This is a genomic window from Streptomyces sp. NBC_00459 (assembly GCF_036013955.1).
Taxonomy (GTDB): Bacteria; Actinomycetota; Actinomycetes; order Streptomycetales; family Streptomycetaceae; genus Streptomyces.
The window spans coordinates 163661-187440 of sequence record NZ_CP107903.1 but is presented as its reverse complement, the minus strand read 5'-3'; the positions used below and the strand labels follow the sequence as shown (position 1 = coordinate 187440).

The following is a 23780-nucleotide window of genomic DNA, read 5'->3' as shown; positions in this document are numbered from 1 at the left end:
TTCTGCTCGCATTCCACTCGACGTAACGAGGTGCGGTATGTCCAATCCCTTCGAAGAGGCCGACGGCGCCTACAAAGTGCTCCGCAACGACGAGGAGCAGCACTCGCTGTGGCCCGGACATCTCGACGTGGCGCCGGGATGGGACGTCGTACTGGACGGTGCGAGCCGCATGGAATGTCTCGACTACATCGAGAAGAACTGGACCGACATGCGACCGCGCAGTCTCCGCACGGCCATGGAGTCCGGCTCCGACGCGCGCCCGCCGAGGTGAAACCCAGGAAAAGGCCGAGTGGAAGAAAGACCGGCTCCCGGACATCGGCAGCCGAGACAGAGGGGACGCGATGAGCACCGACAGCCAGGACATCAACCAGGATCTCCTGCGGAGGATCCGCTCACTGCCGCCGCAACGGCAGCGAGCGCTGACCGCGCTTCTGCGCAAACAGGGCATCGACTTCGCCGAGCTGCGGACCGTCCCGCGCCTGCCCCGGGACGATGGCTCGCCGTTGCCGCTGTCGTTCACCCAGCAGCGCCTGTGGTTCCTGGACCAGCTCGACGGCACCGGCGCCGCCTACAACATCCCCATGGCGATGCGGTTGCGCGGACGTCTGGACCGGCCCGCGCTGCTGCGTGCCCTGCGGGCCGTCGTCCAGCGGCACGAGGTGCTGCGCACCCGCTTCGCCGACCACGACGGCGTACCGCACCAGATCGTCGGGGACATCGGAGACTTCACCGTCGCGCAGGAGGACCTCGCCGACCCCTCGCTGCTGCCGGAGGTCTGCCGCGCGGAGGCCGCCGCACCCTTCGACCTGGCACGCGGCCCGCTCATCCGGATGCGTCTGCTGCGACAGGCCGAGCAGGAACACCACCTGCTCGTCACGGCCCACCACAGTGTCTTCGACGGCTGGTCGGTCGGCGTCTTCTTCCGCGACCTGGTCGCCTTCTACGAGGCGTTCCGCGCGGGCCTGCCCACGCCGCTGAAGCCACTGCCCGTCCAGTACGCCGACTACGCGCACTGGCAGCGGCAGCGGCTCGCCGACGAGGTGCAGGAGCGTCAGCTCGACTACTGGAAGCGGCAGCTGGCCGGGGTCGACCCCCGGATGACCCTGCCCACCGACCGGGAACGCCCCCGGGTGAAGACCTACGCGGGAGCCGGTGAGACCTTCCACTGCCCGGCCGATCTGCTCGGCGAGCTGCGCGAGGTCGCCAAGTTCCACGACGTCACCCTGTACATGCTCCTGCTGGCGGCCTACACGGTCGTCCTCAACCGCTACACCCACGAGACCGACATCGCCGTGGGCACGGTCGTCGCGGGCCGGGGCCGGCGCGAGGCGGAGGATCTGGTCGGCTTCTTCGCCAACACACTCGTCATGCGCACCGATCTTTCCGGCGACCCCACCTTCCCGGAGCTGCTCACCCGGGTGAAGAGAACGGCTCTGGAGGCCTACGACCACCAGGAGGTCCCCTTCGACGCCGTGGTGGACGCCCTGGACAGCGAGCGCAGCCTCAGCCACTCGTCCGTCTTCCAGACCCTGTTCGTGCTGCAGGAGGAGCAGACGGAGCGCACGGCCACCCTCGGCGACCTCGACGTCTCCCCGATCCCCGTCCAGCTCGGATTCACCAAGTTCGACCTCACGGTCGACCTCCGGGAGACCCCGGACGGACTGGCCGGCACCGTGGAGTACAACACCGACCTCTACGACCGGGCCACGGTGGGCCGCTTCATCGGCCACTACACACGGCTGCTGCGGGCCGTCGCGACGGATCCGTCCCTGCCCGTGTCCGCGCTGGCCATGGTGGACGCCGACGAGCGGCGCCAGGTGGTCGAGGTGTGGAACGACACGGAGCGGCCCTACTCCGCCGACCGCTGTCTGCACCAGCTCTTCGAGGACGAGGTCTCCCGGCACCCGCGGCGCACCGCCCTCGTCGACGCCGGCCGCTCCTGGACGTACGCGGAGCTGAACGCCTGGGCCAACCGGATCGCCCACGGCCTGCGCCACCACGGCGTCGCACCGGACACGGTCGTCGGCCTGCACTTGCGGCGCTCCGCCGAGATGGTCGCCGGCATCCTGGGCATCCTGAAGGCCGGCGGCGCCTACATGCCCATCGAGCCGACCCACCCGGCCGCCCGCCGCACCGACCTGGTCACCGGCTCCGGAGTCCAGGTGGTCCTCACCCAGCCGCAGCTGGACACCGAACCCCTCGGCGCCGCCGCCCATGTGCTCCGACTGCATCCCGACGGCACGCTCCGCGACAGCACCGGGCAGGACGTCACGGGCGGCCGTGAGGAGAACCTGCCGACCGGTGAACTCGGGCTGCGCGCCGACCATCTCGCCTACGTCATCCACACCTCCGGCTCCACCGGACGCCCCAAGGGCGTCATGATCGAACACCGGGCGGCCGTCAACCGCATCGAGTGGATGCAGAACGAGTACCGGCTCACCGAGGACGACGTCGTCCTGCAGAAGACCCCGTACAGCTTCGACGTGTCGGTGTGGGAGTTCTTCTGGCCCCTGCTGTTCGGCGCCCGCCTCGCCGTCGCCCGGCCCGACGGCCACCGCGACCCGGCCTACCTGGTCTCGGCGATCCGCGAGCTCGGTGTGACCACCCTGCACTTCGTGCCGTCCATGCTGCGCAGCATGGTGGAGGAGCCCGGCTGGGCGGACTGCACCGGCGTCCGTCAGGTCTTCTGCAGCGGCGAGGCCCTGCCCCCGGACCTCTGCGCCCGCCACTACGAGCGTCACTCCGCACCCCTGCACAACCTCTACGGGCCCACCGAGGCCGCCGTCGACGTCAGCCACTGGACCTGCCCCGCCGGACCCGCCCCACGCACGGTGCCCATCGGCCGGCCCATCCAGAACATCCGGCTGTACGTCCTCGACGGCGCCCACCGGCCGCAGGGCGTCGGCTGCGTCGGCGAGCTGTACATCGCCGGCGCCGGTCTCGCCCGAGGCTATCTGCACCAGCCGGAGCTGACCCGGGAGCGGTTCGTGCCGAACCCGTTCACCGGGCCGGGCACCAGCATGTACCGCACCGGCGACCTCGTACGGTGGCTGCCCGACGGCAACCTGGAGTTCATCGGCCGCGCCGACGACCAGGTCAAGCTGCGCGGCTTCCGCATCGAGCCGGGGGAGATCGAGCAGCGCCTCGTCGAGCACCCCGCAGTCCGCTCGTGCGCCGTCGTCGTCCGCGAGGACCCACCGGGCGGTCAACTGCTCGTCGCCTACACGGTCCTGTCCCCGGAACACACCCTGGAGGATCACCGGCCCGACCTCATCCGGCACCTTGAGGGCGTCCTGCCCGAGTACATGGTGCCCAGCGCCTTCGTCGCCCTGGACGTCCTGCCCGTGAGCGCCCACGGCAAGCTGGACCGCAAGGCCCTGCCCGCCCCAGGCATCGACGCGTTCAGCCAGCGCGCCTATGTCGCTCCGCGCACGGACACCGAACGGCTGCTGGCCGAGGTGTGGGCCGAACTGCTGGGTTTCGACGCGGACCGTGTCAGCGCCGAGGCCAACTTCTTCGCCCTCGGCGGACACTCCCTGATGATCACCGTGCTGGTGGCCCGGCTGAAGGACCACGGCCTGCCGGTCACCGTGCAGGACGTCTTCACCGCCCCCGGCCTCACCGCCCTCGCCGCCCGGATCGACGGCGCCGACAGAACGGACAGGTACCGCGTCCCGCCCAACCTGATCCCCGAGGGATGCACCCGCATCACTCCGCGGATGCTGCCCCTGATCGGCCTCGACCAGGAGCAGATCGACACCGTCACGGCCGCCGTGCCCGGCGGTGCGCCCAACATCCAGGACGTCTACCCACTGCTGTCCACCCAGGACGGCATCCTCTTCCACCACCTGATGGACCCCGATCACGACCCCTACCTCGTCTCCACCCTGTACGTGGCCGACGACGAGGAGGCGTGCGCCCGGTTCACCGCAGCGCTCCAGCGTGTCGTCGACCGCCACGACGCGATGCGCACCGCCGTCCTGACCACCGGCCTGCCCGACCCCGTACAGGTCGTGCACCGCGCCGCCCGCCTGCCGGTGGACCGCGTCCTCCTGTCCGCCGATTCCGACGCCGAGCAGCAGGCACGGGCGCTGCTGTCCCGGCCCGCCCGCCTGCCCCTCGACCGGGCCCCGCTCCTTCGGCTGACCGTCGCCGAGGATCCGCAGTCCGAGCGCCGCTATCTCGTCCTCACCGCCCACCACCTCATCGAGGACGCCACCTCCCTGCGGCTGACCGTGGGGGAGCTGGCCCTGCACCTGGCCGACCGCGCCGACCTGCTGCCGGCCCCGGCGCCGTACCGGGACTTCGTCGCCCACACCCTGCACGCGCAGGCCTCGGGGGACGCGGAGGAGTACTTCAGCGCCGTCCTCGGCGACGTCACCGAGCCGACCCTCCCGTTCGGACTGGCCGACGTGCACGGTGACGCCCGCCGGGTGGTCCAGCTGCGCCGCCCCCTGCCCGAGGAACTCACCCGGCGGCTGCGCGACCACGCCAAGCGGCTGCGGCTGAGCCCCGCCTGCCTGTTCCACGCAGCCTGGGCACGGGTGGTGGCCGCGTGCAGCAACCGCGACGACATCGTCCTCGGCTCCGTGATGTCCGGGCGGCTGCAGGACGTGCCCGGCGTCGAGCGGATGCTCGGCAACTTCATCAACACCCTCCCGTTGCGGGTCCGGCTGGCCGGCCGCACGGTCCGGGAGCTGATCGACGAGGTCGACACCGGACTGCGGGGCCTGGTCGCCCGCGAGCACACACCCATCGGCCTCGCCCAGCGGTGCGGTGGTGTGGACGGCAACGTGCCGCTGTTCAGCGCGGTCGGGAATTTCCGCCACTTCGAACCCGGCCACGACGAGGCGGCCGGAGTCCGCATCGACGACGCCGGAGTGCGGTTCCTCGCCGCCGTGGACGGCATCAACTACCCGGTGTCCGTGTCCGTCGACGACTTCGGCAGCGAACTGTCGCTGGACCTCCAGGTCGACGACACCCTGTCCGCGGACGCCGTCGCCGACTACCTCATCACCGCCCTCGCCGGCCTGAGCGACGCCCTCGCCGCCGACGACGGCAGGGGCACACAGGCCCTGGACATCGACGTCCTGCCGGAACCGGAGCGCCGGCGCCTGCTGACCGAGTGGAACGACACGGACACCGAGATGCCGGCGCCCACTCTCACCGCCGCCTTCGCCGCCCAGGCCGCCCGGACCCCCGACCTGACCGCGCTGGTGCACGGCGACGAGACCATGTCGTACGCGGAACTCGACGCCCGTGCCGCCCGGCTCGCGCACTGGCTGGCCGACCGCGGCGCCGGGCCAGAACAACTGGTCGGCGTCAGCATGAGGCGCTCCTTCGACCTGCTCGTCGCGATCTACGGCATCCTCAGGTCCGGCGCCGCCTACCTGCCTCTGGACCCCGACCTGCCCGACGAGCGCCGCGAGCAGATGGTCTCCGACGGCCGGCCGCTGCTCGTCCTGACGGAACTGCCCGACGTCTCCGGCCTGCCCGCCACCGATCCCGGTGTCGAGGTGCTGCCGGACAATCCGGCGTACGTGCTGTACACCTCCGGCACCACAGGGCGCCCCAAAGGCGTCGTCATCACCCACCGTGCCGGCCTGAACTGGCTCGCCTGGGACCAGGGCGTCTACCGCGGCAAGGAGGGCGACAGGGTCCTGCTCAAGACCTCGATCGGCTTCGACGTCTCCGTCAAGGAACTGTTCTGGCCCCTCCAGGTCGGTGCCACGATCGTCATCGCCGACCCCGGCGGCCACAAGGACCCCGAGTACCTGGCCTCCGTGATCCGCGAACAGGGTGTCACCGACATCGACTTCGTGCCCTCCATGCTCGCCGAGTTCCTCTCCGAACCGGCCGCCGCCCGGTGCACCGGTCTGGTCCGGCTGGAGGCCGCCGGCGAACCGCTGCCCGTGGAACTGGCCGAACGCATGACACGCCTCCTGCCCGACACACGGCTCTACAACGTGTGCGGTCCCACCGAGGTCGGCGGCGCCCTAGGCATGTACACGCCGTACGTCACCGAGCCCGGCGCCACCGGCGTTCCCGTCGGTGCTCCCGTGTACAACACCCAGGCGTACGTCCTCGACCCGGCGCTGCGCCCGCTGCCGGTCGGCGTGGCCGGCGAGCTGTACATCGCCGGGTCCCAGCTGGCCCGCGGCTTCCTCGGCCGGCCGGGGCTGACCGCGGAGCGGTTCGTGGCCAACCCCTTCGAGCCCGGAACGCGCATGTACCGCACCGGCGACCAGGTCCGGTGGCGTCCCGACGGGCAGATGGAACACCTCGGCCGCGTCGACGACCAGGTGAAGATCCGCGGCTTCCGGGTCGAGCCCGGGGAGATCGAGAACGTCCTGCACGGTCACCCGGCCGTCCACCGCGCCGTCGTCCTGCCGCACGGCTCCGGCGCCGAGCGCGTTCTCGTCGCCTACGTCAGCCCGACCCGGCGATGGCGCGAGACGGCCGCCCCGGGCGCCTCGCCGGCCGGTGCGCTGAAGGAGCACCTGTCCGCGCGGCTGCCCGACTACATGGTGCCGACCGTGTACGTCGTCCTCGACGAGCTGCCCGTCAACCGCAATGGCAAGGTCGACCGGGGCGCCCTGCCCACGCCCAGCGAGGCCGACCTGGCACGTGCGGAGTACACCGCGCCACGTACCTCCACCCAGCGCGTGCTGTGCCGCATCGTGGAAGAGGTCCTCGGGGTGACCCGGGTCGGCCTGAGCGACAGTTTCTTCGACCTCGGCGGCCACTCCCTGCTCGCCACCCGGCTCTCGCTGCGCGTGAAGAAGGAACTGAACGCGGACCTGCCGCTCCAGGCCATCTTCACGGCGCCCGGTCTGGCCGAGCTCGCCGCAGCGGTGGACGACCTGGCCACCGCCCAGGAGAGCCCGACCCAGCCCGCGGATCCGGCCGCCGCGTCCGACGGCGAGGAGGCACCGCTCTCCCTCCAGCAGCGTGACCTGTGGTTCCTCGACCGCCCCGAACACCTGGCCGTCACACACGACAACGTCCAGCTCGCCTTCCTGCTCGACGGGCCGCTCGACATCGACGCCTTCGCCCGTGGCCTGCGCACCCTGGTGGAGCGTCATCCCATCGTCCGCACCAGCTACCACCGCAGCCCCGGCGGCACCGTCACCCAACGTGTGAACGACAGCGCCGGCTTCACGGTGACCCTCGCACCGGCCCCGCAGGACGACACGGGTCTCGCCGCGTGGCTGCGTGCCGAACGGCTGCGCCCCTTCGCCCCCGAGGACCACTGCGCTCTGCGCGCCCACCTGCTCAACCAGGCCGACGGCCGGAACATCTTTGTCCTTACCCGTCCGTGGGGTGTCTTCGACGGCTGGTCGGTGAACATCGTCCTGTCCGAACAGATGGCCCTGTACCGGGCGTTCGCCACGGGCGGCGAACCGGAACTGACGCCGCCGCCGATGAGCTACGCCGACTTCGCCCGCTGGCAGCGCACAGCCGTCCCGCCGGCCGAAATCGACCGCCAGCGCGGCTACTGGGAACGACAGCTCGGTGGACTGCCGGCCTGTCTGCCACTGCGCACCGACTACGAACGGTGCCCGGTGAAGACCTATCAGGGCTCCTCGGTGGAGATCAGCGTCTCTGCCGACGTGGCCACCGCACTCCAGCGGCTCGGTCAGGACCGCCGGGCCACCTCCTACATGGTTCTGCTGTCCGCCTTCGCCGTGCTGCTCGGCGCACACACCGACACTCACGACCTGGTCATCGGCACCCCGATCGCCAACCGTCCCCGCACCGAACTCGAGGACGTCGTCGGCTACTTCGTGAACACGCTGCCGATACGCCTCGATGCGGCCCCGCAGCGGACCTTCGCCGAACTGCTGGCGCAGGCCAAGGATGTCACCAGCGAGGCCCACGCCCACAAGGACGTGCCCCTGCTGGACCTCGTACGGACTCTGACGCCCCGGCCCGACCCGGCTCACTCCCCGCTGTTCCAGACGACGTTCAACCTGCTCCCCGTCCGGGAGACGGCGCCCGGCGACGGTCCGGACGAGCTTGCGGTGAGCCAGTTGCCGAACGGCGCGGGCACGGCTCGCTTCGACCTGAGCCTGGTGGTCCGGGAGACCGACGACGGCATCGTCGGCTACCTGGAGTACAGCACCGACCTGTTCACCCTGGCCACTGCCGAGCGCATGGCCCGCGACTACGAACGCCTCCTCGCGAGGATCGTGCGGCATCCCGACGCCACCCTCGCCGAGCTGCGCGAACCCGGCGAGACGGCGGGCGACTCCGGGGAGACGGCTGGAGACTCCGGGGAGGGTGCACGGTGAACACGCCCAGAACCGTCTTCATGTTCTCCGGTCAGGGCTCCCAGTACCACCAGATGGGCCGCGAACTCTACGATTCCGAACCGGTGTTCCGGGAAACGCTGCACCGGCTGGACGCCCTCGTGGAGCCGGAGACCGGCGACTCCGTCATCGCCCGCATGTACGATCCCGGGCGACCTGTCTCACAGCCGTTCACCGACACCCTCTTCACCAATCCGGCGATCGTGATGGTCGAGCTGGCGCTGGCCGAGACGCTGATCTCCCACGGCGTCACCCCCGATCTCCTGCTGGGCGTGAGCCTGGGCGAGTTCACGGCGTCGGTGCTGGCCGGCGTGGTGGACGAGGGTGACTGCCTGCGCCGCCTCGTCGGGATGGCACGATCGGTCGCCGAGCACGTCCCCGGAGGCATGCTCGCCGTACTCGCCCCTCCCGCCCTGTATCTCGGCGAACCGGCCCTGCACCGGGACCTGGACCTGGCGGCGCGCTACTACGACGACCACTTCGTGGTCGCGGGCCCGCTCGAAGCCCTGGCCCGCGCCGAGGCTCTCCTGTCCGGACGACAGGTGCCGTTCCAGCGGATCCCCGTCTCCCACGGCTTCCACTCCCGGCTGATGGACGCCTCCCGGCCGGCCTTCGAGGCACTGTGGAGCGACGTCGACCTGCGAGCGCCACAGATCCCGCTGGTCTCCAGCGTCACCGCCGGCCGGGTGGAACCGGTGACCGTGGAGCACCTGTGGCGGGTCGTGCGGCAGCCGATGGAGTTCGGCGCGACCGTCAGGGCGCTGGAGGCGGAGGGCCCCCACCTCTACCTCGACGCGGGGCCGTCCGGCACCCTGCACAGCTTCGCCCGCGCTCTCCTGACCACCGTGCCGGGCTCCCGTTCGCGGTCCATGCCGCTGCTCAACCAGTTCTCCCGGGACACCCGGCTGTTCACCCGGGTACGGGACCGCGCGGGCGCTGGCGGTCCACCCACCCCCTCCGACGCGGCGGCCGTCCGGGCCGACCCGCAGCTCCCGCCGACCGTCGCGAAAGGCGCCCGCATGAAGGTCTACGGTTTCCCCGGTCAGGGCTCCCAGGCCAAGGGCATGGGCGCGGATCTCTTCGACGATTTCCCCGAACAGGTGTCGCAGGCGGACGAGATCCTCGGGTACTCCATCCGTGACCTGTGCCTGAACAACCCCGAAGGGCGCCTGCGGCGCACCGAGTTCACCCAGCCCGCGCTGTACGTGGTCGAGGCCCTCACCTACCTGCGGCGCAACCGGCAGGATCCGCGGCCACCGGACTTCCTCGTCGGGCACAGCCTCGGCGAGTACACGGCGCTGTTCGCCGCGGGCGTCTTCGACTTCGACACCGGGCTCCGGCTGGTCCGGCGCCGGGGCGAGCTGATGGGACAGGCCTCCGGAGGGGGCATGGCCGCCGTGCTGGGCCTGGACCTGGACACGGTGGAGTCTGTGCTGTCACAGGCGCGGCTGGACGCGGTCGACGTCGCCAACCACAACACCCCGGAGCAGGTCGTACTGGCCGGTCCCACGGCGGACATCGACCGGGCGCGCGCGGTGTTCGAGGACCGGGGCGCACGGGTCGCGGTCCTCAACGTCAGCGCCCCCTTCCATTCCCGCTACATGCGGAACGCGGCCGAGGACTTCCGGCCACTGCTGGAAGCCACCGAGTTCCGGCCGCCGCTGATCCCGGTGATCGCGAACCTGGACGCACTCCCGTACCGGCCGGAACGCGTGCGGGAGACGTTGGCCGGTCAGATCGCCGGACCCGTGCGGTGGGTGGACATCGTCCGCTACCTCCTGACCCGGGGCGAAGTGGATTTCGAGGAACTGGGCCCCGGCCGGACTCTGACCAAGACGGTCGAGAAGATCCGTGAACTCACGGACTCGCGGCCCATGGCCGAGCCGGAGACGCAGCGCATACCGGAGTGGACATCAGCGCGGATACCGGCGCGGGAACAGGAGCCGGAGCCGGAAGGGGACATGCCGCGCTCGCCTGCGCCGACATTGATGGCACGTCAGGCACTGTCCCCCCGGGACCTGGGCGCTCCGGGCTTCCGCAGCCGCTACGGGCTGAGCCTCGCCTACCTGGCAGGCGGGATGTACGGCGGCATCTCCTCCGAGGCCCTGGTCATCGCGCTCGGCAAAGCCGGCGGGATGGGCATTCTCGGTGCCGGGGGCCTGTCGCTCACGGACGTTGAGACCAGGGTGCGGGCCATCCAGAACGTGCTCGGCGCCAGCGGGCCGTTCGGGGTGAACCTGTTGCACAGGCACGCGCACCCGGAGGCGGAACGAGCACTGGTCGACCTGTTGTTGAGCCTGGGCGTGCATACCGTGGAGGCCTCGGGCTTCCTGCGGATCACACCGGCTCTGGTGAAGTACCGCCTCAAAGGCGGGCGCGTCATCGCCAAGGTGTCCCGTACGGACGCGGCCGAGATGTTCCTGCGTCCCGCCCCGGACGACATGGTGCGCGCCCTCCTTGAAAACGGTGAGCTGACGCCGCACGAGGCCGCGCGCGCCGCCGACCTGTCGATGGCGGACGACCTGTGCGTCGAGGCCGGCGGTGGCTGGCACACGGACACTGCGGATCTGGCGATGCTGCTGCCCGCCGTGCTGCGCCTACGGGACGCCCTCGCCGGACCCTGGCCGCGGGTTCACGTGGGCGCCGCAGGTGGTATGGGGACGCCCGAGGCGGCGGTGGCAGCCCTTGTACTCGGCGCGGAGTTCCTGGTCACCGGGTCGGTGAACCAGTGCACCGTGGAGGCGGCGACCAGCGCAGATGCCAAGGACATGCTGCAGCGGCTCGACATTCACGACACCGAGCCGGCGCCGTGGGAGGAGCGGTTCGAACTCGGAGTCCGCGCCAGGGTGGTCCGGCGCGGCGTCTTCTTCCCGGCCCGCGCCGACCGGCTCTACCAGCTGTGGCGGATGTACGACACGTTCGACGACATCGACGCGGCGACGCGGAGTCAGATCGAGAACACTTTCATGCGACGCTCCTTCGAAGAGGCATGGCGTGATACCGCGGCCAGGACGGGGGAGGGAGAGCGGGAGGCGCCTACCAAGGACAGGCTCGCCCTCGCCTTCCGGTCCTACCTCAACCAGGGATTCGAACTGGCCCGCACCGGCGTCTCCGACCGGAAGGTGGACTACCTGGTGTACTGCGGACCGGCGATGGGAGCCTTCAACCAGTGGGTCAAGGGCACCAGCCTCGAACCCTGGCAGGCCCGCACCGTCGACGCGGTGGCCGACCGTCTGCTGTCGGAGACCGCCCGGCTGCTGGAGGACCGGTGCTCAGCACTTGTGCGGGGCGTGGCAAGTGCACTCGTCTATTGATCATCTATTCGTCATCGCATGCATTCGGGTTCCTGACCGCTGGGGTCCTCTACTGCCCCCACCGCAGCAGGCTCGCGCCGGCCGGGCCGTCCTGAATCGGACACCCCCTCGCAGGTGCCTGGTGTGGATGAGGTCGCTGGTCGTGGCGCCCAGCCGGCTACCGGTGATCAGGGGGGGGAGTTGATCAAGCCGTGCGTGCCGACGACGTGCCCGTTCCCGCCCGGGTGGCGTCCGCGCCCCAGCTGGCCAGCAGTCGCAGAGCCTCCGCCGACGGGGAGTTCGGTTCGGCGTGGTAGGTCACCAGCATCTGTTCGTGGGCGTCGGCCTGGTGGAACGACTCGAGGCGGAGGTCGAGTTCGCCGACGAGCGGGTGGTGCAGGCGCTGGATGCCGTGGCACCTCTCCTTGACGTCGTGGGTGGCCCACAGCCGCCTGAACTCCTCGCTCTTCACGGAGAGTTCGCCCACCAGCGCGGACAGCAGGGGGTCGTCCGGATGGGAGCCGGCGTCCATGCGCAGCTGAGAGACGACGTCGCTCGCTTTGCGCTCCCAGTCCACGAACAGGTCGCGGTAATCGGGCCGCAGGAACACCAGCCGTGCCCAGTTCTGCTCCCTCGCCGGCAGCTCGGCCCAGTCGCCGAAGACCGCCGCGGCCATCCGGTTCCAGACGAGGATGTCCGAGCGCCGCCCCACGAGGATCGCCGGGACGCCGTCCATGGTGTCCAGCAGCGTCCGCAGGGGGCCCCGCACCTGCTGGGCGCGGCCGGCCGGCTTCTTCTTCTGCTGCTTCGGCTTCGCCAGGTGCGTGAGGTGGGCGTGCTCGGCGTCGCTCAGCCTGAGCGCGCGGGCGATGGCGTCGAGGACCTCCGCCGACACGGTCCGTCCGTTGCCCTGTTCCAGCCGTGTGTAGTAGGCCACCGACACCCCGGCCAGCTGCGCCAGCTCCTCGCGGCGCAGCCCCGGCACCCGCCGGTACCGCCCGTAGTCCGGCAGTCCCACGTCTTCCGGCTTCAGCCGGGCGCGTCGGGTGCGCAGGAACTCACTGAGCTCGGCACGCGGGTCCAGAGCGCCGGCGGCCAGCTCGTGCACCGGTTCGGGGTATTCGTCCATGTCTCGAGTATCCACGGTCGCACGCACACCTTCCTGACCCAACCAGTGGTAGGCATCGCGCGCGTACGCAAAGCCGTGACCTGGGTGGATGCCGGATCGTCCAGCACGCTGGCCACTGTGCCCGACCGGAAGACGGCCGGGGCGTGGCCTGGATCAGGAACGGAGTACATCCCATGAGCGCGACACAGGGGATCGAGTCGAGGACGCACCGGAGTGAGACGGCTGCGGAGGTGGTGGGCCGCCTTCGTGCGACGTTCAACACCGGTGTCACCCGCCCATTGGACTGGCGAGTCGACCAGTTGCAGCGGCTGCGGGCGCTGCTGGTGGAGAACGAGCAGGAGCTGCTCGATGCGCTCTGGGCGGACCTGAGGAAGAACGCCGCCGAGGCGAAAACGCAGGAGATCGACTTCACCGTCGCCGACATCGACGAGGCACTGGCGAACCTCGAGAACTGGCTTCAGCCTCGCCCGGTGCAGGTTCCTGCCCACTTCGGTCCCACGACCACGGCCTACACCACGTACGACCCGCTCGGCGTCGTCCTGGTGATCGCCCCGTGGAATTTCCCGCTGCACCTTCTCATCGACCCCATCATCGGCGCGCTGGCCGCCGGGAACACCGTGGTGGCCAAGCCGAGCGAGATGTCGGTGCACACCTCGGCCCTCGCTTCACGCCTGCTGCGTAAGTACTTCGACGCCGATGTGCTCACCGTGGTCGAGGGAGGCGCCGAGGAGACCACGGCCCTGCTGGCGCAGCGTTTCGACCAGATCTTCTACACGGGCAATGGCACGGTCGGCCGGATCGTCATGGCCGCGGCAGCCAAGAACCTCACCCCGGTCACGCTAGAGCTCGGGGGCAAGTCGCCGGTCTTCGTGGCGCCCGACGCCGACGTGGACGAGACCGCGAAGCGGCTGGTCGGCGCCAAGTTCGGCAACGCGGGGCAGCAGTGCATAGCCCCCGACTACGTTCTGGCCGATCCGGCCACCGCCGCCGCACTGGTCCCCGCCCTCCGTGCGGCGGTAGACGCCCAGTTCGGCTCCACCCCGCAGACCGCGGCCGGCTTCGGCCGGATCATCAATGAGCGGCACTTCGACCGGCTCACCCGCCTGCTGGATTCCGGCCGGGCGGCGGTGGGAGGCCGGCACGACCGCGACGACCTGTACATCGCCCCGACGGTGCTCACCGACGTCGACCCCGCATCACCGGTCATGCAGGAGGAGATCTTCGGTCCGATCCTCCCCGTCGTCGAAGTCGAAGACCTCGATGCCGCCATCGCCTTCATCAACGAACGCGACAAGCCCCTCGCCCTCTACGCCTTCACCACCTCCGAGGCCACCAAGTCGCGCCTCGTGAAGGAGACGTCCTCCGGCGGCGTCGCCTGGGGCCAGCCGGTGATGCAACTGCTCATGCCCGGCCTGCCCTTCGGCGGCGTCGGCGAAAGCGGCTTGGGCCGCTACCACGGCCGGTACTCCCTGGAGACGTTCAGCCACCTCAAGGCCGTCGCCGACGTCCCGCTCAGCTAGCCTCGCGCTCTCCCGAGCAGGCTGCCCGATGGGCGATCGTCCGGCGGAAGTGCATCAGGCCGGTGAGATTGAGGAGCGCTGAGATCGCTGTTCCCGCCACCGCCCCAAGCGCGTTCCCGGTGAAGTCGAGTATCGGTCCTCGTCGCGGGGGTGCGACGAGGGAGCCGGTCGCGGCACGGCCTGCAGACACCGACCCGTACCGACTCCGGCACCCGTGACTCCGTCACCTGGCTGACTGCCGATCGTGCGCAAGCAGCGAACGCCCCCACTCCGGCGGGCAGTTGCGCTTGACCGGCGCCGGCGGTAGGCGGCTCTCACAGCGTTCGCCGTCCACACCCCGGTCGCGGTCATGCAAACGCGTCACCGTCAGGGGGCCCGCGCCTGCCCGAGGACCGCAACCGCGCCTGCGCCGGGACAGCGTGGCCCCCCTGCGCCGCAGGCCTTCATCCCGTTCCCCTCCGTATCGCAGAAAGAAACCCATGACCGTCAACACCTCAGCAGCTTCGCCCGTCCAGTCGCTTTTCTCCCCCGTCTCCCTCGGGAAGATCGAGCTCGCCAACCGCATCGTCATGGCACCGATAACCCGGGTCCGGGCCGGCTCCTCCGGCATCCCCGGGGACCTGATGGTCGAGTACTACCGGCAGCGGGCGAGCACCGGAATGATCATCACCGAGGGCACCTACCCCGACCACGCGTCGCAGGGGTACGTCGGCGAGCCGGGCATCGCCACCGACGAGCAGGCAGCCGGCTGGCAGCGGGTGTTCGAGGCGGTGCACGCCGAGGGCGGCCGCATCGTCCTGCAGATCATGCACGCCGGCCGTGGCACCCACCCCGACATCAACGGCGGTCGCCGCATCCTCGCCCCCAGCGCGATCGCCATCGACAACAAGACGTTCACCGAGAAGGGCGAGCAGCCCTACCCCGTACCGGAAGCGATGACCACCGCGGAGATCCGGGCAGCCCTGGAGAACTTCGTCGCCGCGGCCCGCCGGGCCATCCAGGCGGGAGCGGACGGCGTGGAGATCCACGGCGCCAACGGCTACCTGCTCCAGGAGTTCCTCTCCCCGGCAGCCAACCAGCGCACCGACGAGTACGGCGGCTCGCCGCACAACCGCGCCCGCTTCGTCGTCGAGGTCGTCACGGCGGTCGCCCAGGCCGTCGGCGCCGAGCGGGTCGGGCTGCGGATCTCGCCGGAGGTCGACCTCGGGGACGTCTTCGAGACCGACCGGGACGACGTCCTGGCCACCTACGGCACCCTGATGGACAGACTGCGCCCGCTGGGCCTGGCCTACCTCTCCGTACTGCACGCCGAGCCGGGCGGCGACCTTGTACAGGAGCTGCGGCGGCGCTTCGACGGCAAGCTGATCGTCAACAGCGGCCCCTTCGGGGGCCAGACCACCCGCGAGCAGGCGCTCCAGCACATCGAGGCCGACCACGCCGATGCCGTGGTCGTGGGCCGGGCCCTCATCGCCAACCCCGACCTGGTCGCGCGCTGGCAGGGCGGCCACCCGGAGAACGAGCCGCGGCCGGAACTGTTCTACGGGCCGGGGGCCGAGGGCTACACCGACTACCCCTTCCTCGAAGCGGCTTGAGGCCCACGGTCACGCCTGTCCATGCGGCAGTCCCACTCACCCATGGACAGGCGCCCGACCGGCGACACAGCGCCCGCCCCTTTGAGCCCTCGGCCACAGCGGCGATCACCGGCTCGAGGACCGTCGGGTCCGCCAGGGCGCTGACGGTCCGCAAGTGCCTGGTCAGCAGCCTGCGTCCGGTGACCTCGGCGAGCACATCGCTCTCGTGCGTGGCCACCGCGGCGGCCTTCGGCCAGAGCTGACGCCTACGACTGTTCTCCAGCGGCGGCACCCCTGGCCTTGCCGATCACAAGTCCCCGGCAGCCCGCAGGACCGTGCTGCCGCTTGCCTCTTCCCCCCGACCCACTCTCGCTTTCGCCCCCCGGCCAGTCGCACGCTATCTGTACGCAACCAGGGGGGAGTTGGGAGCGTGAGGCGATACGCCGGGCAGGTGGGGGAGTGGTGTCATGGGTTCGGACGAGATCAGGTCCCAGGGCTTCAGCCTGAAGGGAACTGTTCCGTGATGTGGCCTATGAGATCGACTACTACCAGCGCGAGTACACCTGGGGCGAGGACGAAGTCCGCATGCTGCTGCTGGATCTGTGCGGATCGTTTCGGACTTGGTCGACCGCCTGTACCAACGAGCTCCGTTGCCCTGCTCTGCGTCGAGAAACCTTCAAATCGCTTGTGTGACCTGCGAAAACGCAAACCATCCGGCCTTGGGACAAGGCCCCTTTGGCGCAGCCTCACCGAAGGCGAAGACCCGGTTCACGGCCGGGCGTGCCCCAAGGCCGCAATCACCTGCTTGAACAAATCTTGCGTGCCGGGAGGGCCTCCATAACAGGCGATGACCATGACTGTGCGGGTCTTTCGATCGACATAGACATGCTGACCGCCGAATCCGTTCGCGGCAAAACCATCGATGCCGGGCAAGCCCCACCAGAAATAGAAGTAGGTCTTGTCCGGCAACGGCGTGGTGGTCGATTCCTCCACCCATGCCCGCGGCACCACCTGGCGACCGCGCACCGACCCGCCGTCCAGCATCAACTGGCCCAGACGTCCGAAATCGCGCATCGTCGCGGCATACCCCGCGCCGTACCATTCGTGCTGGCGGCCGTGCGGGCCCTGCATGACCCAATACCCGGGGGATTCCATGCCCGCCGGCTGCCAGATTAGCTCGGTCATCAGCTCCGCGATCGACTTGCCGGTGACCCGCGCCAGTATCTTGCCGACCAGTTCAGTGTCCAGGGTCGAATAGTTGAACTTCGTACCGGGCGGCGCGACCGCCTTCAACTCCTTGGCGTAGTCCTCGTAGAACATCGTTTCGGCATTGGTGGATCCGTCGCGGACCGCGTCGAGGGCGCTGCCCGGGGCGTAGTCCTCGATCCACGAGGTGCCGGCACGCATGGTCAGCAGGTTCTTGAGCGTCACGTTGTCATATGCGGTGCCGCGCAGTTCGGGCAGGTAGTGGACGACTGGCGTATCGCTGCTGCCGATGTGGCCCTGGCTCTGGATGATGCCGAACAGGATGGAGATCCACGACTTTGACATCGAGAAGCCGATGTAGCGTGTCTGCTCGCTGCCGCCGTTGCGGTGGATCTCGCTGACCAGCTTGCCGTCGCGCATGACCAGCATCGCATTGACGCGCAGATCTTCCAGCGTGTCTTCCAGGCCTGCGGTCCGGTCGCCGATCCGCACCTGCAGGTCGGGGGGCAGGCGCAACGGGGAACGCTGCAGCGTATGGGTCCAGTGTCCTGTCTGCACCGGGGCAGTGGCAAAAAGTTCGTCCATGTGGCGATACGTCAGCAGGCTGAACGACGGATTGGACTTCTGCCGCCGGGCCTCCAGCAGCGCCGCCGGCACCGGTGAGGGGCTGTCGGCTGCCTGGAGCGGCGCCGCGGAGGCGGTGTCGGCCGCCCACAGCGGCCCCCCGACCGCCATGGCGCCGGCCATGCCCAGCGCTGCCCTTCGACTCACACGCGTCATTTGATTGGCTCCTCGGTCACATACTCGGATACTCGAAGTGGATGTCTGCGCCTGTCCCGGCTGGTGATGGCGGAGGAAAACGGCACCCGGTCGGTCGGCGTCGGGGTCACCCGAGGGCGGGGCGCCGTTCTCGTCCTCCGCCTGCGTGGGCGTCGGAGTGACGGTCAGACCCCGCTCGTCCAGGAGTGGAATCCTCGGCCCGTCTTCCGTCCCAGCTCGCCCGCCGCGACCTTGTCGCGCAGGAGCGAGGGCGGGGCGAAGCGGTCGCCGAGGGTGCGGTGCAGATGGTCCGCGATGGCCAGGCGTACGTCGAGGCCGACCAGGTCGGTGGAGCGCAGCGGGCCCATGGGGTGGCCGTAGCCGAGTTCCATCGCGGTGTCGATGGCGGTGGCGTCGGCGACGCCCTCCTGCAGCATGCGGATCGCCTCCAGGCCGAGGAGGACGCCGAGGCGGCTGGTGGCGAAGCCCGGGGAGTCGCGTACGACGATGTCTGTCTTGCCCAACGCCCTTACATAACCGAGGACTTGAGAGGTCACCGCGGTCGCGGGGCCGAGGACGACCTCTACCAGCCGAGAGCCCGGTACGGGGTTGAAGAAGTGCATCCCGAGAAAGCGTTCCGGGCGCTGGAGGGCTGCGGACAGCTCGGTGACGGAGAGGGAGCTGGTATTGCTGGCCAGCACGGTGTGTTCCGAGACGGCACGCTCGGCGGCGGTCAGTACGGACACCTTGAGTTCGGGGTTCTCGGGTACGGCCTCGATCACGAGGTCGGACTCCAGGGGCAGTTCGACGGCGTCGGTGACGAAGTGCAGTCTGCTGAGCACGTCGCTGGGCGGTACCGGCAGCTTGTCGCGTGCGGCGGCCCGGTCGAGGCTGTCCGCGATGCGTGAGCGGGCGGCGTCGGCCGCGGCGGCTGAACCTTCGACGACCACGACCTCGCTGCCGGCGGTGGCGAAGACCTGGGCGATGCCCGCCCCCATCCGGCCGCCGCCGATCACGCCCACAGTCCGGGGAACATGAGGAAGGGATGTCACCTGGTCCTCCCACCGCTCAGAAACCGGCTCATCCGGTCCGCTTTGTCGCTCGACTCGAACAGCACTGCCTGAGCGAGGTCGTCGATGCACGGGTGGCCGCCGGGCGCGTCGACGACGAGCTTGGTCAGCCGCAGCGCGGTGGGGGAGGAGCGGGTGATGCGCTCGACCAGTGCGTGCGCCCGCTCGCTCAGCTGATCCGCGGGCACCACGTCGCAGACCAGGCCGAGGGTGTAAGCCCGCCAGGCGTCCAGGTGTTTTCCGCCCAGCAGTACCTGCTTGGCCACGGACTTGCCCACCAGTTCGGCAAGGCGCCAGCAGCCCCCGGCCGCGGCGATGATGCCGAGGCCCGGTTCCGGGTTGCCGAACACGGCGCTCTCGGAGGCGATTCTCAGGTCGCAGGCGTATGCCAACTCCGCGCCGCCGCCCAGTGCGTAGCCGTCGACGGCGGCCACGGTGGGCAGCGGGAGGCGTGCGATGCGGTCGAACAGGCGGCTGTTGATGCCCAGGAGGGCCTCGTCGCGGCCGCGGTCGAGGAGTTCGGCGATGTCGGCGCCCCCCGCGAAGACTCCGCCGCTTCCGGTGAGCAGCAGTGGCTTCGGTGATGTCTCCAACTGCGCGCAGACGGCGTGCAGTTCGCCGACCATCTGAGCGTTGAGGGCGTTGCGTGCGTCGGGGCGATGGAGCGTGACGATCGTGGTGTCGTCCCGTTCCTCGACGATGATCGTGCTCATACGCCCTCGTCCTTCTTCTCTCCGAGGACCCGGGCGAACAGCGCGTACGTCTCCTCCCAGGAGCGGCGGGCGCCACGCTCGCTGTAACGGGGGCCGGGGAACATGTAGCCGTGCTCCGCGTCGGCGTGGACGTCGACGGTCGCTCGTACGCCGTGCTCCCGCAGGGTGTCGCGCAGCGGACGCATGGCCTCCAGCGGGGAGAGATGGTCGGCGTCGCCGAGGCCGACGTAGATGTCGCCGGTGATGCGTGCGGTGTCCTCGTACGCGAGGGGGTGGCCGTAGCGCTCGTCCATGAGACCGGACGGGTGAAGGGCGGAGCCGGCCGTGAGCGTCCGGGGCAGGGCAGCCATGGCGCGGAAGACGTGCCGTCCGCCCATGCAGAAGCCGACGCATCCCATGGCGCCGTCGGCGACGAGCGGTTCGGCGGCGAGGGCGGCCACCAGCGCGGTGGTGTCCTCGACGACGTGCGCGTCGGGCAGGCTGCGCGTGACGCGCTGGATCTCCTCTTTCGCGGCCGGGTCGTTCAGGAGTTGCTCGGTGGTCCAGTTCAGGCCGGTGCCCATGCGGTGGTAAAGGTCCGGGAGGACGGCGGTGTAACCACGGGCGGCGATCTGGCGTCCGATGTCGCGCAGGGCCTCGCGTACGCCGAGGGCGTCCATGTAGATGACGACGGCGGGGTGTCGGCCACCGGTGGCGGGGGCGGTGAGCAGGGTCGGCATCGAGCCGCCGGGCGTGACGACGTCGATGGTCCTGGTGATGAACTCGCACATGGTGTTCAGCTCTCTGCCACGTCCGGCCAGGACCAGACAGGGGCGCGCTTTTCGAGGACGGCCTTCGCCGCTTCGGCGGCGTCCGGGTGGGCACCCAGCCGCAGGGTGTACACCTGCTCGGCGGCGTAGCCGGGGCGGACGGGAAGGTCTTCGGCCTCGTTGAGGGCCTGCTTGGCCAGCCGCAGCCCCAGTGGGCTCTTGGCGGCGATCCGCGCGGCGAGCGCACGGGCTTCGCCGAGTACGGCCTCGGGCCCGAAGACCTTCTGGACGAGACCGATGCGATACGCCTCCTCGGCGTCGACCGGGTCGCCGGTGAAGTACATGAGCCGTACCTGGCCCTGCGGCAGCAGCCGCATGAGGTGGCTGCCGCCGCCGCAGCGTCCGGCGTTGATCTCGGGGAGTCCGATCCGGGCGTCGGTGGCGGCGTACCGGATGTCGCAGCAGGCGGCGAGTACCGCGCCGGCGCCGAGTGCGGCTCTGTTGACGACGGCGATCGTCGGCAGGGCGCAGTCCAGGATCGCCTCGTACGCGGTACGGGCCATGCGCTGGCGGCGTTCGGCCGCGCTCTCGGAGGCGCTGACCGCCTCGACCGGCTGCTTGATGTCGGCGCCCGCGCTGAACAGGCGTCCGTCGGAGCGGAGGATCACGGCGTGGACATCGGTACGTACCGACAGCTCTCGGAAGGCGGTGACAAGGGTTTCGTACATCTCGACGGTGACCGCGTTGACCGGCGGGCGGTCGAGGACAACCTCGGCCACTGCCTCGCGGATCTCCACGCGGACACCGTGTGCCGTCAGTAGAGGTGGGGTCATGTCAGTGGACTCTACACACAGAAGTCAAGCTCTCCAAGAGAATCTGTATCCAGGTTTGCTAAAAGGCCTGGAGTTTTCAGTAAATTCAGCGCATTACGTCGCCAACCTGGATACAGGAATGGTCGTCTCTATCCACCTGATGACTGCCAGATCGTGCCGCACACGGGCCAGCTCCCTCAGCTGGACCAGACCCGTCGGGCTGGTGACGTTGACCTCGCTCAGGCGCCCGCCGATGACGTCGATGCCGGTGAGGTAGAGCCCGTCGGTACGGAGGGCGGGTGCGATGCGCTCGACGATCCGCAGGTCGTACGCGTCCAGCTCGGCCGCTCTCGCCTCACCGCCGAGCGCGAGGTTCGCGCGGAAGTCGTTTGTGGGTGGCCGCCGCAGTACCGCGCCGAGCGGGTACCCGTCGAGCAGCAGGATTCGCTTGTCGCCCTCGGCGACCTCGGGCAGGAATTCCTGTGCCATGACGACGACACGGCCCCGCTCGGTCATGGTCTCCGCGATGGCGCGGGCGTTGCCGTCCCCGGGGTCGAGCCGGAGGACGCCCCGTCCGCCGTGCCCGAAGAGCGGCTTGAGTACCGCGCCGTGCCGCTGCTGCCCGGCGAAGGCGAGCAGCAGTGCCGGTTCGGCGGTCACCAGGGTCGCCGGCATCAGGTCCGGGAAGCGGCAGGCGTAGAGCTTCTCGTTGGCCTCGCGCAGACCGCGCGGGTCGTTGACCAGGAGGGTGTCGCCGCGCAGGTGCTCGAGCAGGAGCGTGGTCGCGAGGTACTCGGCGTCGAAAGGCGGATCCGTGCGGACCAGGACGGCGTCGGCCTCGTGCAGGCTGAGGCTTTCCGGTGCGCCGAGTGACAGCCCCGAGGTGAAATCCGCCGCCCGTGCGCGTGCCCGTACCCTGCCGTCGCGCAGGGACAGACCGGACGGCAGGCAGTGCCAGACCTGGTGGCCCCGCTGCCAGGCGGCGTTCATCAACGCGAGCGAGGTGTCGTGCTCCGGCGCGAGCGCCTCGACGGGATCCATGACGAAGACGAGCATGCGACGGCTCTCCTGTACCCGATCCAGCACCTGACCCTGTACCCGACGGTCCGTCCGGGATCGCCGGCCGCCGCAGTGGCTGCGGCGATCAACTCAACAACCGCTGCCCATTCTGTATCCAGAATTTGTTCATGGCTACAGATCGATCCGATCAGGGAGGAAGCCACTACTGTGGAGCCTGTGTCCACTACTCCGTCTTCGCCCGCCGCTCAGACCGATGCCATGGGACTCGCGTACGAGCATGTGCGCGACGCGATTCTGCAGGGCCGCCTCAAGCCGGGTGCCTGGGTCTCGCAGGTGCAGCTGGCAGCAGACCTGCAGGTCAGCCGTACACCGTTGCGTGAGGCGCTGCGACGGCTGCAGACCGAGGGACTGGTGCAGCTGGACTTCAACCGCCGGATCCGGGTCGCGCCGCTGTCGATCCCGGACCTGGAGACGCTTTACTCGATGCGGCTGGTCAGCGAGCCGCTCGCGGTGCTCCTGTCCGTACCTCAGCTGACGTCGGCTGAACTGGAGGATCTGGAGGCCGAGATGTCGGCCATGAACACGGCGGCCGAGACAGGGGACGAGGAGGGCGCGATCGCCCACCACCGCCGGTTCCACTTCTTGCTCCTGTCGCATACCGAAGACCGGCTGCGGACGCAGGTCGAGAGCATGTGGGACCACTCTGTGCGCTACCTGCGGCTTTACCACAACGCGCCCAGCTACCGCCTCGCCCTGATCACCATGGGCCGCACGGGACACGACGAGATCTACGCGGCGGCTCGTGAAGGGCGGGCTCGCGCGGCCTCGAACCTGGTGGCCGAGCATCTCGCTCGTACCGCCCTGACGGTGATCGCCTCGGTGGCCGGCGCGCACGACCCGAAGATGATCCGCGAATCGCTGCGATTCGTACTGGAAGGGGCCGAATAAGGCCCATCTGCCCGAGTGCTCGGCTCAGCCGTCGTACGGCTCGGTCGCCCGCGCCGACGGCCGGGCGCGGAAGGTCTCGTACCAGGTTGCGAGCCGGTCGCGGCCGGTGCGCCACCGGCGATCGGTGAAGTCGGCCGAGCGGTAGTCGAGGTAGCCCAGCGCGCAGCCGACGCCGATGTGCCCGATGTCGAAGGGCGCCTTCTCCAGGTCCTCGACCTGGCGTTCCAGCAGGTCCAGGGTCGCCTCGGCCTTGGTTTCGCAGGCGGAGAGCATCGCGGGGAGCCGGTAGCGCTCCTCGCGCAGCGCCTCGTTGCGCCACAGGATCTGGGTCTCCAGCAGTCCGCTGCCCAGCGCGTGGCGGCGCAGTGAAGCCCAGCGCTGCTGCGGTGCCCGGGGGAAGAACGGCCGGCCGTCGTGCAGCGAGTCGAGGTATTCGCAGATCAGGACCGATTCGGGCAGATACATCCCGTCGTCGGTGAGCAGGGTGGGGATCCGGCCGAGCGGGTTGTGCTCCCGCACATGCGGGAGGTTGGGCCTGGTGAGCGCCACCACCGTGCGTTCCAGTTCCAGCCGGTCGACGAGGCCCGTCTCGTGGGCGAAGACCATGACTTTGCGGACGAACGGGGACTTCGGGGACCAGTAGAGCTTCATGGGATGTCTCCGGAGAGTGTTGGTTCC

Annotated in this window: 14 protein-coding genes; 6 read left to right on the top strand and 8 right to left on the bottom strand. The window is 69.8% G+C overall.

Translation table 11 applies throughout. The features are described 5' to 3' along the window. The first annotated feature begins 37 nt into the window (after nt 1–37). The 3 genes from OHN74_RS00725 to fabD all read left to right on the top strand — a co-directional run bounded on the left by OHN74_RS00725 (nt 38) and on the right by fabD (nt 11626). The gene (locus OHN74_RS00725) at nt 38–271 is read left to right on the top strand and encodes an MbtH family protein (protein ID WP_327692519.1); all 234 of its coding nucleotides are present in this window, start codon (nt 38–40) and stop codon (nt 269–271) included. Between the two features lie 70 nt (nt 272–341). Continuing rightward, on the top strand, nt 342–8294 hold the full coding sequence (locus OHN74_RS00720) for a non-ribosomal peptide synthetase (RefSeq protein ID WP_327692518.1): 7953 nt from the start codon (nt 342–344) through the stop codon (nt 8292–8294). Continuing rightward, complete coding sequence (fabD, locus tag OHN74_RS00715; RefSeq protein ID WP_327692517.1) at nt 8291–11626, top strand: ACP S-malonyltransferase; 3336 nt, start codon at nt 8291–8293, stop codon at nt 11624–11626. Before OHN74_RS00720 ends, fabD begins: the two co-directional genes overlap by 4 nt. 184 nt (nt 11627–11810) lie before the next feature. Here the strand turns inward: fabD and OHN74_RS00710 are convergent, their stop codons facing one another. Next, the gene (locus OHN74_RS00710) at nt 11811–12734 is read right to left on the bottom strand and encodes a helix-turn-helix domain-containing protein (RefSeq protein WP_327692516.1); all 924 of its coding nucleotides are present in this window, start codon (nt 12732–12734) and stop codon (nt 11811–11813) included. A 173-nt stretch (nt 12735–12907) separates the two neighbouring features. Here OHN74_RS00710 and OHN74_RS00705 point away from each other — a divergent pair, with 173 nt between their 5' ends. Both OHN74_RS00705 and OHN74_RS00700 read left to right on the top strand, forming a co-directional pair. After that, nucleotides 12908–14254, top strand: a complete 1347-nt coding sequence (locus OHN74_RS00705) for an aldehyde dehydrogenase family protein (protein ID WP_327692515.1) — start codon at nt 12908–12910, stop codon at nt 14252–14254. A gap of 479 nt (nt 14255–14733) precedes the next feature. Further along, nucleotides 14734–15846 carry an alkene reductase gene (locus tag OHN74_RS00700; RefSeq protein ID WP_327692514.1) on the top strand — a complete coding sequence of 371 codons (1113 nt, stop codon included), beginning with the start codon at nt 14734–14736 and terminating at the stop codon, nt 15844–15846. 747 nt (nt 15847–16593) lie between these two features. Here the strand turns inward: OHN74_RS00700 and OHN74_RS00695 are convergent. The 6 genes from OHN74_RS00695 to gshB form a co-directional block, all read right to left on the bottom strand. Continuing rightward, entirely contained in the window at nt 16594–17811 is a 1218-nt protein-coding gene (locus tag OHN74_RS00695; protein WP_327692513.1) for a serine hydrolase domain-containing protein, read from the bottom strand. Between the two features lie 164 nt (nt 17812–17975). After that, on the bottom strand, nt 17976–18842 hold the full coding sequence (locus OHN74_RS00690) for a 3-hydroxyacyl-CoA dehydrogenase family protein (protein WP_327692512.1): 867 nt from the start codon (nt 18840–18842) through the stop codon (nt 17976–17978). Then, nucleotides 18839–19573, bottom strand: coding sequence for an enoyl-CoA hydratase/isomerase family protein (locus tag OHN74_RS00685; protein ID WP_327692511.1), 735 nt, complete (start codon nt 19571–19573; stop codon nt 18839–18841). Before OHN74_RS00685 ends, OHN74_RS00690 begins: the two co-directional genes overlap by 4 nt. Then, nucleotides 19570–20343, bottom strand: coding sequence for a dienelactone hydrolase family protein (locus OHN74_RS00680; protein WP_327692510.1), 774 nt, complete (start codon nt 20341–20343; stop codon nt 19570–19572). Before OHN74_RS00680 ends, OHN74_RS00685 begins: the two co-directional genes overlap by 4 nt. Nucleotides 20344–20348: 5 nt before the next feature. Then, nucleotides 20349–21155 (bottom strand): enoyl-CoA hydratase-related protein, encoded by an 807-nt coding sequence (locus tag OHN74_RS00675; RefSeq protein ID WP_327692509.1) that lies wholly within the window; start codon nt 21153–21155, stop codon nt 20349–20351. Between the two features lie 93 nt (nt 21156–21248). Continuing rightward, nucleotides 21249–22190 carry a glutathione synthase gene (gene gshB / locus OHN74_RS00670; protein WP_327692508.1) on the bottom strand — a complete coding sequence of 314 codons (942 nt, stop codon included), beginning with the start codon at nt 22188–22190 and terminating at the stop codon, nt 21249–21251. A 180-nt stretch (nt 22191–22370) separates the two neighbouring features. Here gshB and OHN74_RS00665 point away from each other — a divergent pair, with 180 nt between their 5' ends. Continuing rightward, on the top strand, nt 22371–23102 hold the full coding sequence (locus OHN74_RS00665; RefSeq protein WP_327692507.1) for a GntR family transcriptional regulator: 732 nt from the start codon (nt 22371–22373) through the stop codon (nt 23100–23102). A gap of 24 nt (nt 23103–23126) precedes the next feature. On the opposite strand, the gene OHN74_RS00660 is transcribed toward OHN74_RS00665, so the two are convergent. Continuing rightward, nucleotides 23127–23753 (bottom strand): glutathione S-transferase family protein, encoded by a 627-nt coding sequence (locus OHN74_RS00660; RefSeq protein WP_327692506.1) that lies wholly within the window; start codon nt 23751–23753, stop codon nt 23127–23129. Between the last annotated feature and the right edge of the window lie 27 nt (nt 23754–23780).

Excerpts from the sequence above, each read along its gene's own strand:
- gshB (WP_327692508.1), bottom strand. The coding sequence starts at position 22,190 with ATGCTCGTCTTCGTCATGGATCCCGTCGAGGCGCTCGCGCCGGAGCAC.
- OHN74_RS00675 (WP_327692509.1), bottom strand. The coding sequence starts at position 21,155 with ATGACCCCACCTCTACTGACGGCACACGGTGTCCGCGTGGAGATCCGC.
- OHN74_RS00660 (WP_327692506.1), bottom strand. The coding sequence starts at position 23,753 with ATGAAGCTCTACTGGTCCCCGAAGTCCCCGTTCGTCCGCAAAGTCATG.
- OHN74_RS00705 (WP_327692515.1), top strand. The coding sequence starts at position 12,908 with ATGAGCGCGACACAGGGGATCGAGTCGAGGACGCACCGGAGTGAGACG.
- OHN74_RS00725 (WP_327692519.1), top strand. The coding sequence starts at position 38 with ATGTCCAATCCCTTCGAAGAGGCCGACGGCGCCTACAAAGTGCTCCGC.
- OHN74_RS00700 (WP_327692514.1), top strand. The coding sequence starts at position 14,734 with ATGACCGTCAACACCTCAGCAGCTTCGCCCGTCCAGTCGCTTTTCTCC.
- OHN74_RS00695 (WP_327692513.1), bottom strand. The coding sequence starts at position 17,811 with ATGACGCGTGTGAGTCGAAGGGCAGCGCTGGGCATGGCCGGCGCCATG.
- OHN74_RS00680 (WP_327692510.1), bottom strand. The coding sequence starts at position 20,343 with ATGTGCGAGTTCATCACCAGGACCATCGACGTCGTCACGCCCGGCGGC.
- OHN74_RS00720 (WP_327692518.1), top strand. The coding sequence starts at position 342 with ATGAGCACCGACAGCCAGGACATCAACCAGGATCTCCTGCGGAGGATC.
- OHN74_RS00710 (WP_327692516.1), bottom strand. The coding sequence starts at position 12,734 with ATGGACGAATACCCCGAACCGGTGCACGAGCTGGCCGCCGGCGCTCTG.
- OHN74_RS00685 (WP_327692511.1), bottom strand. The coding sequence starts at position 19,573 with ATGAGCACGATCATCGTCGAGGAACGGGACGACACCACGATCGTCACG.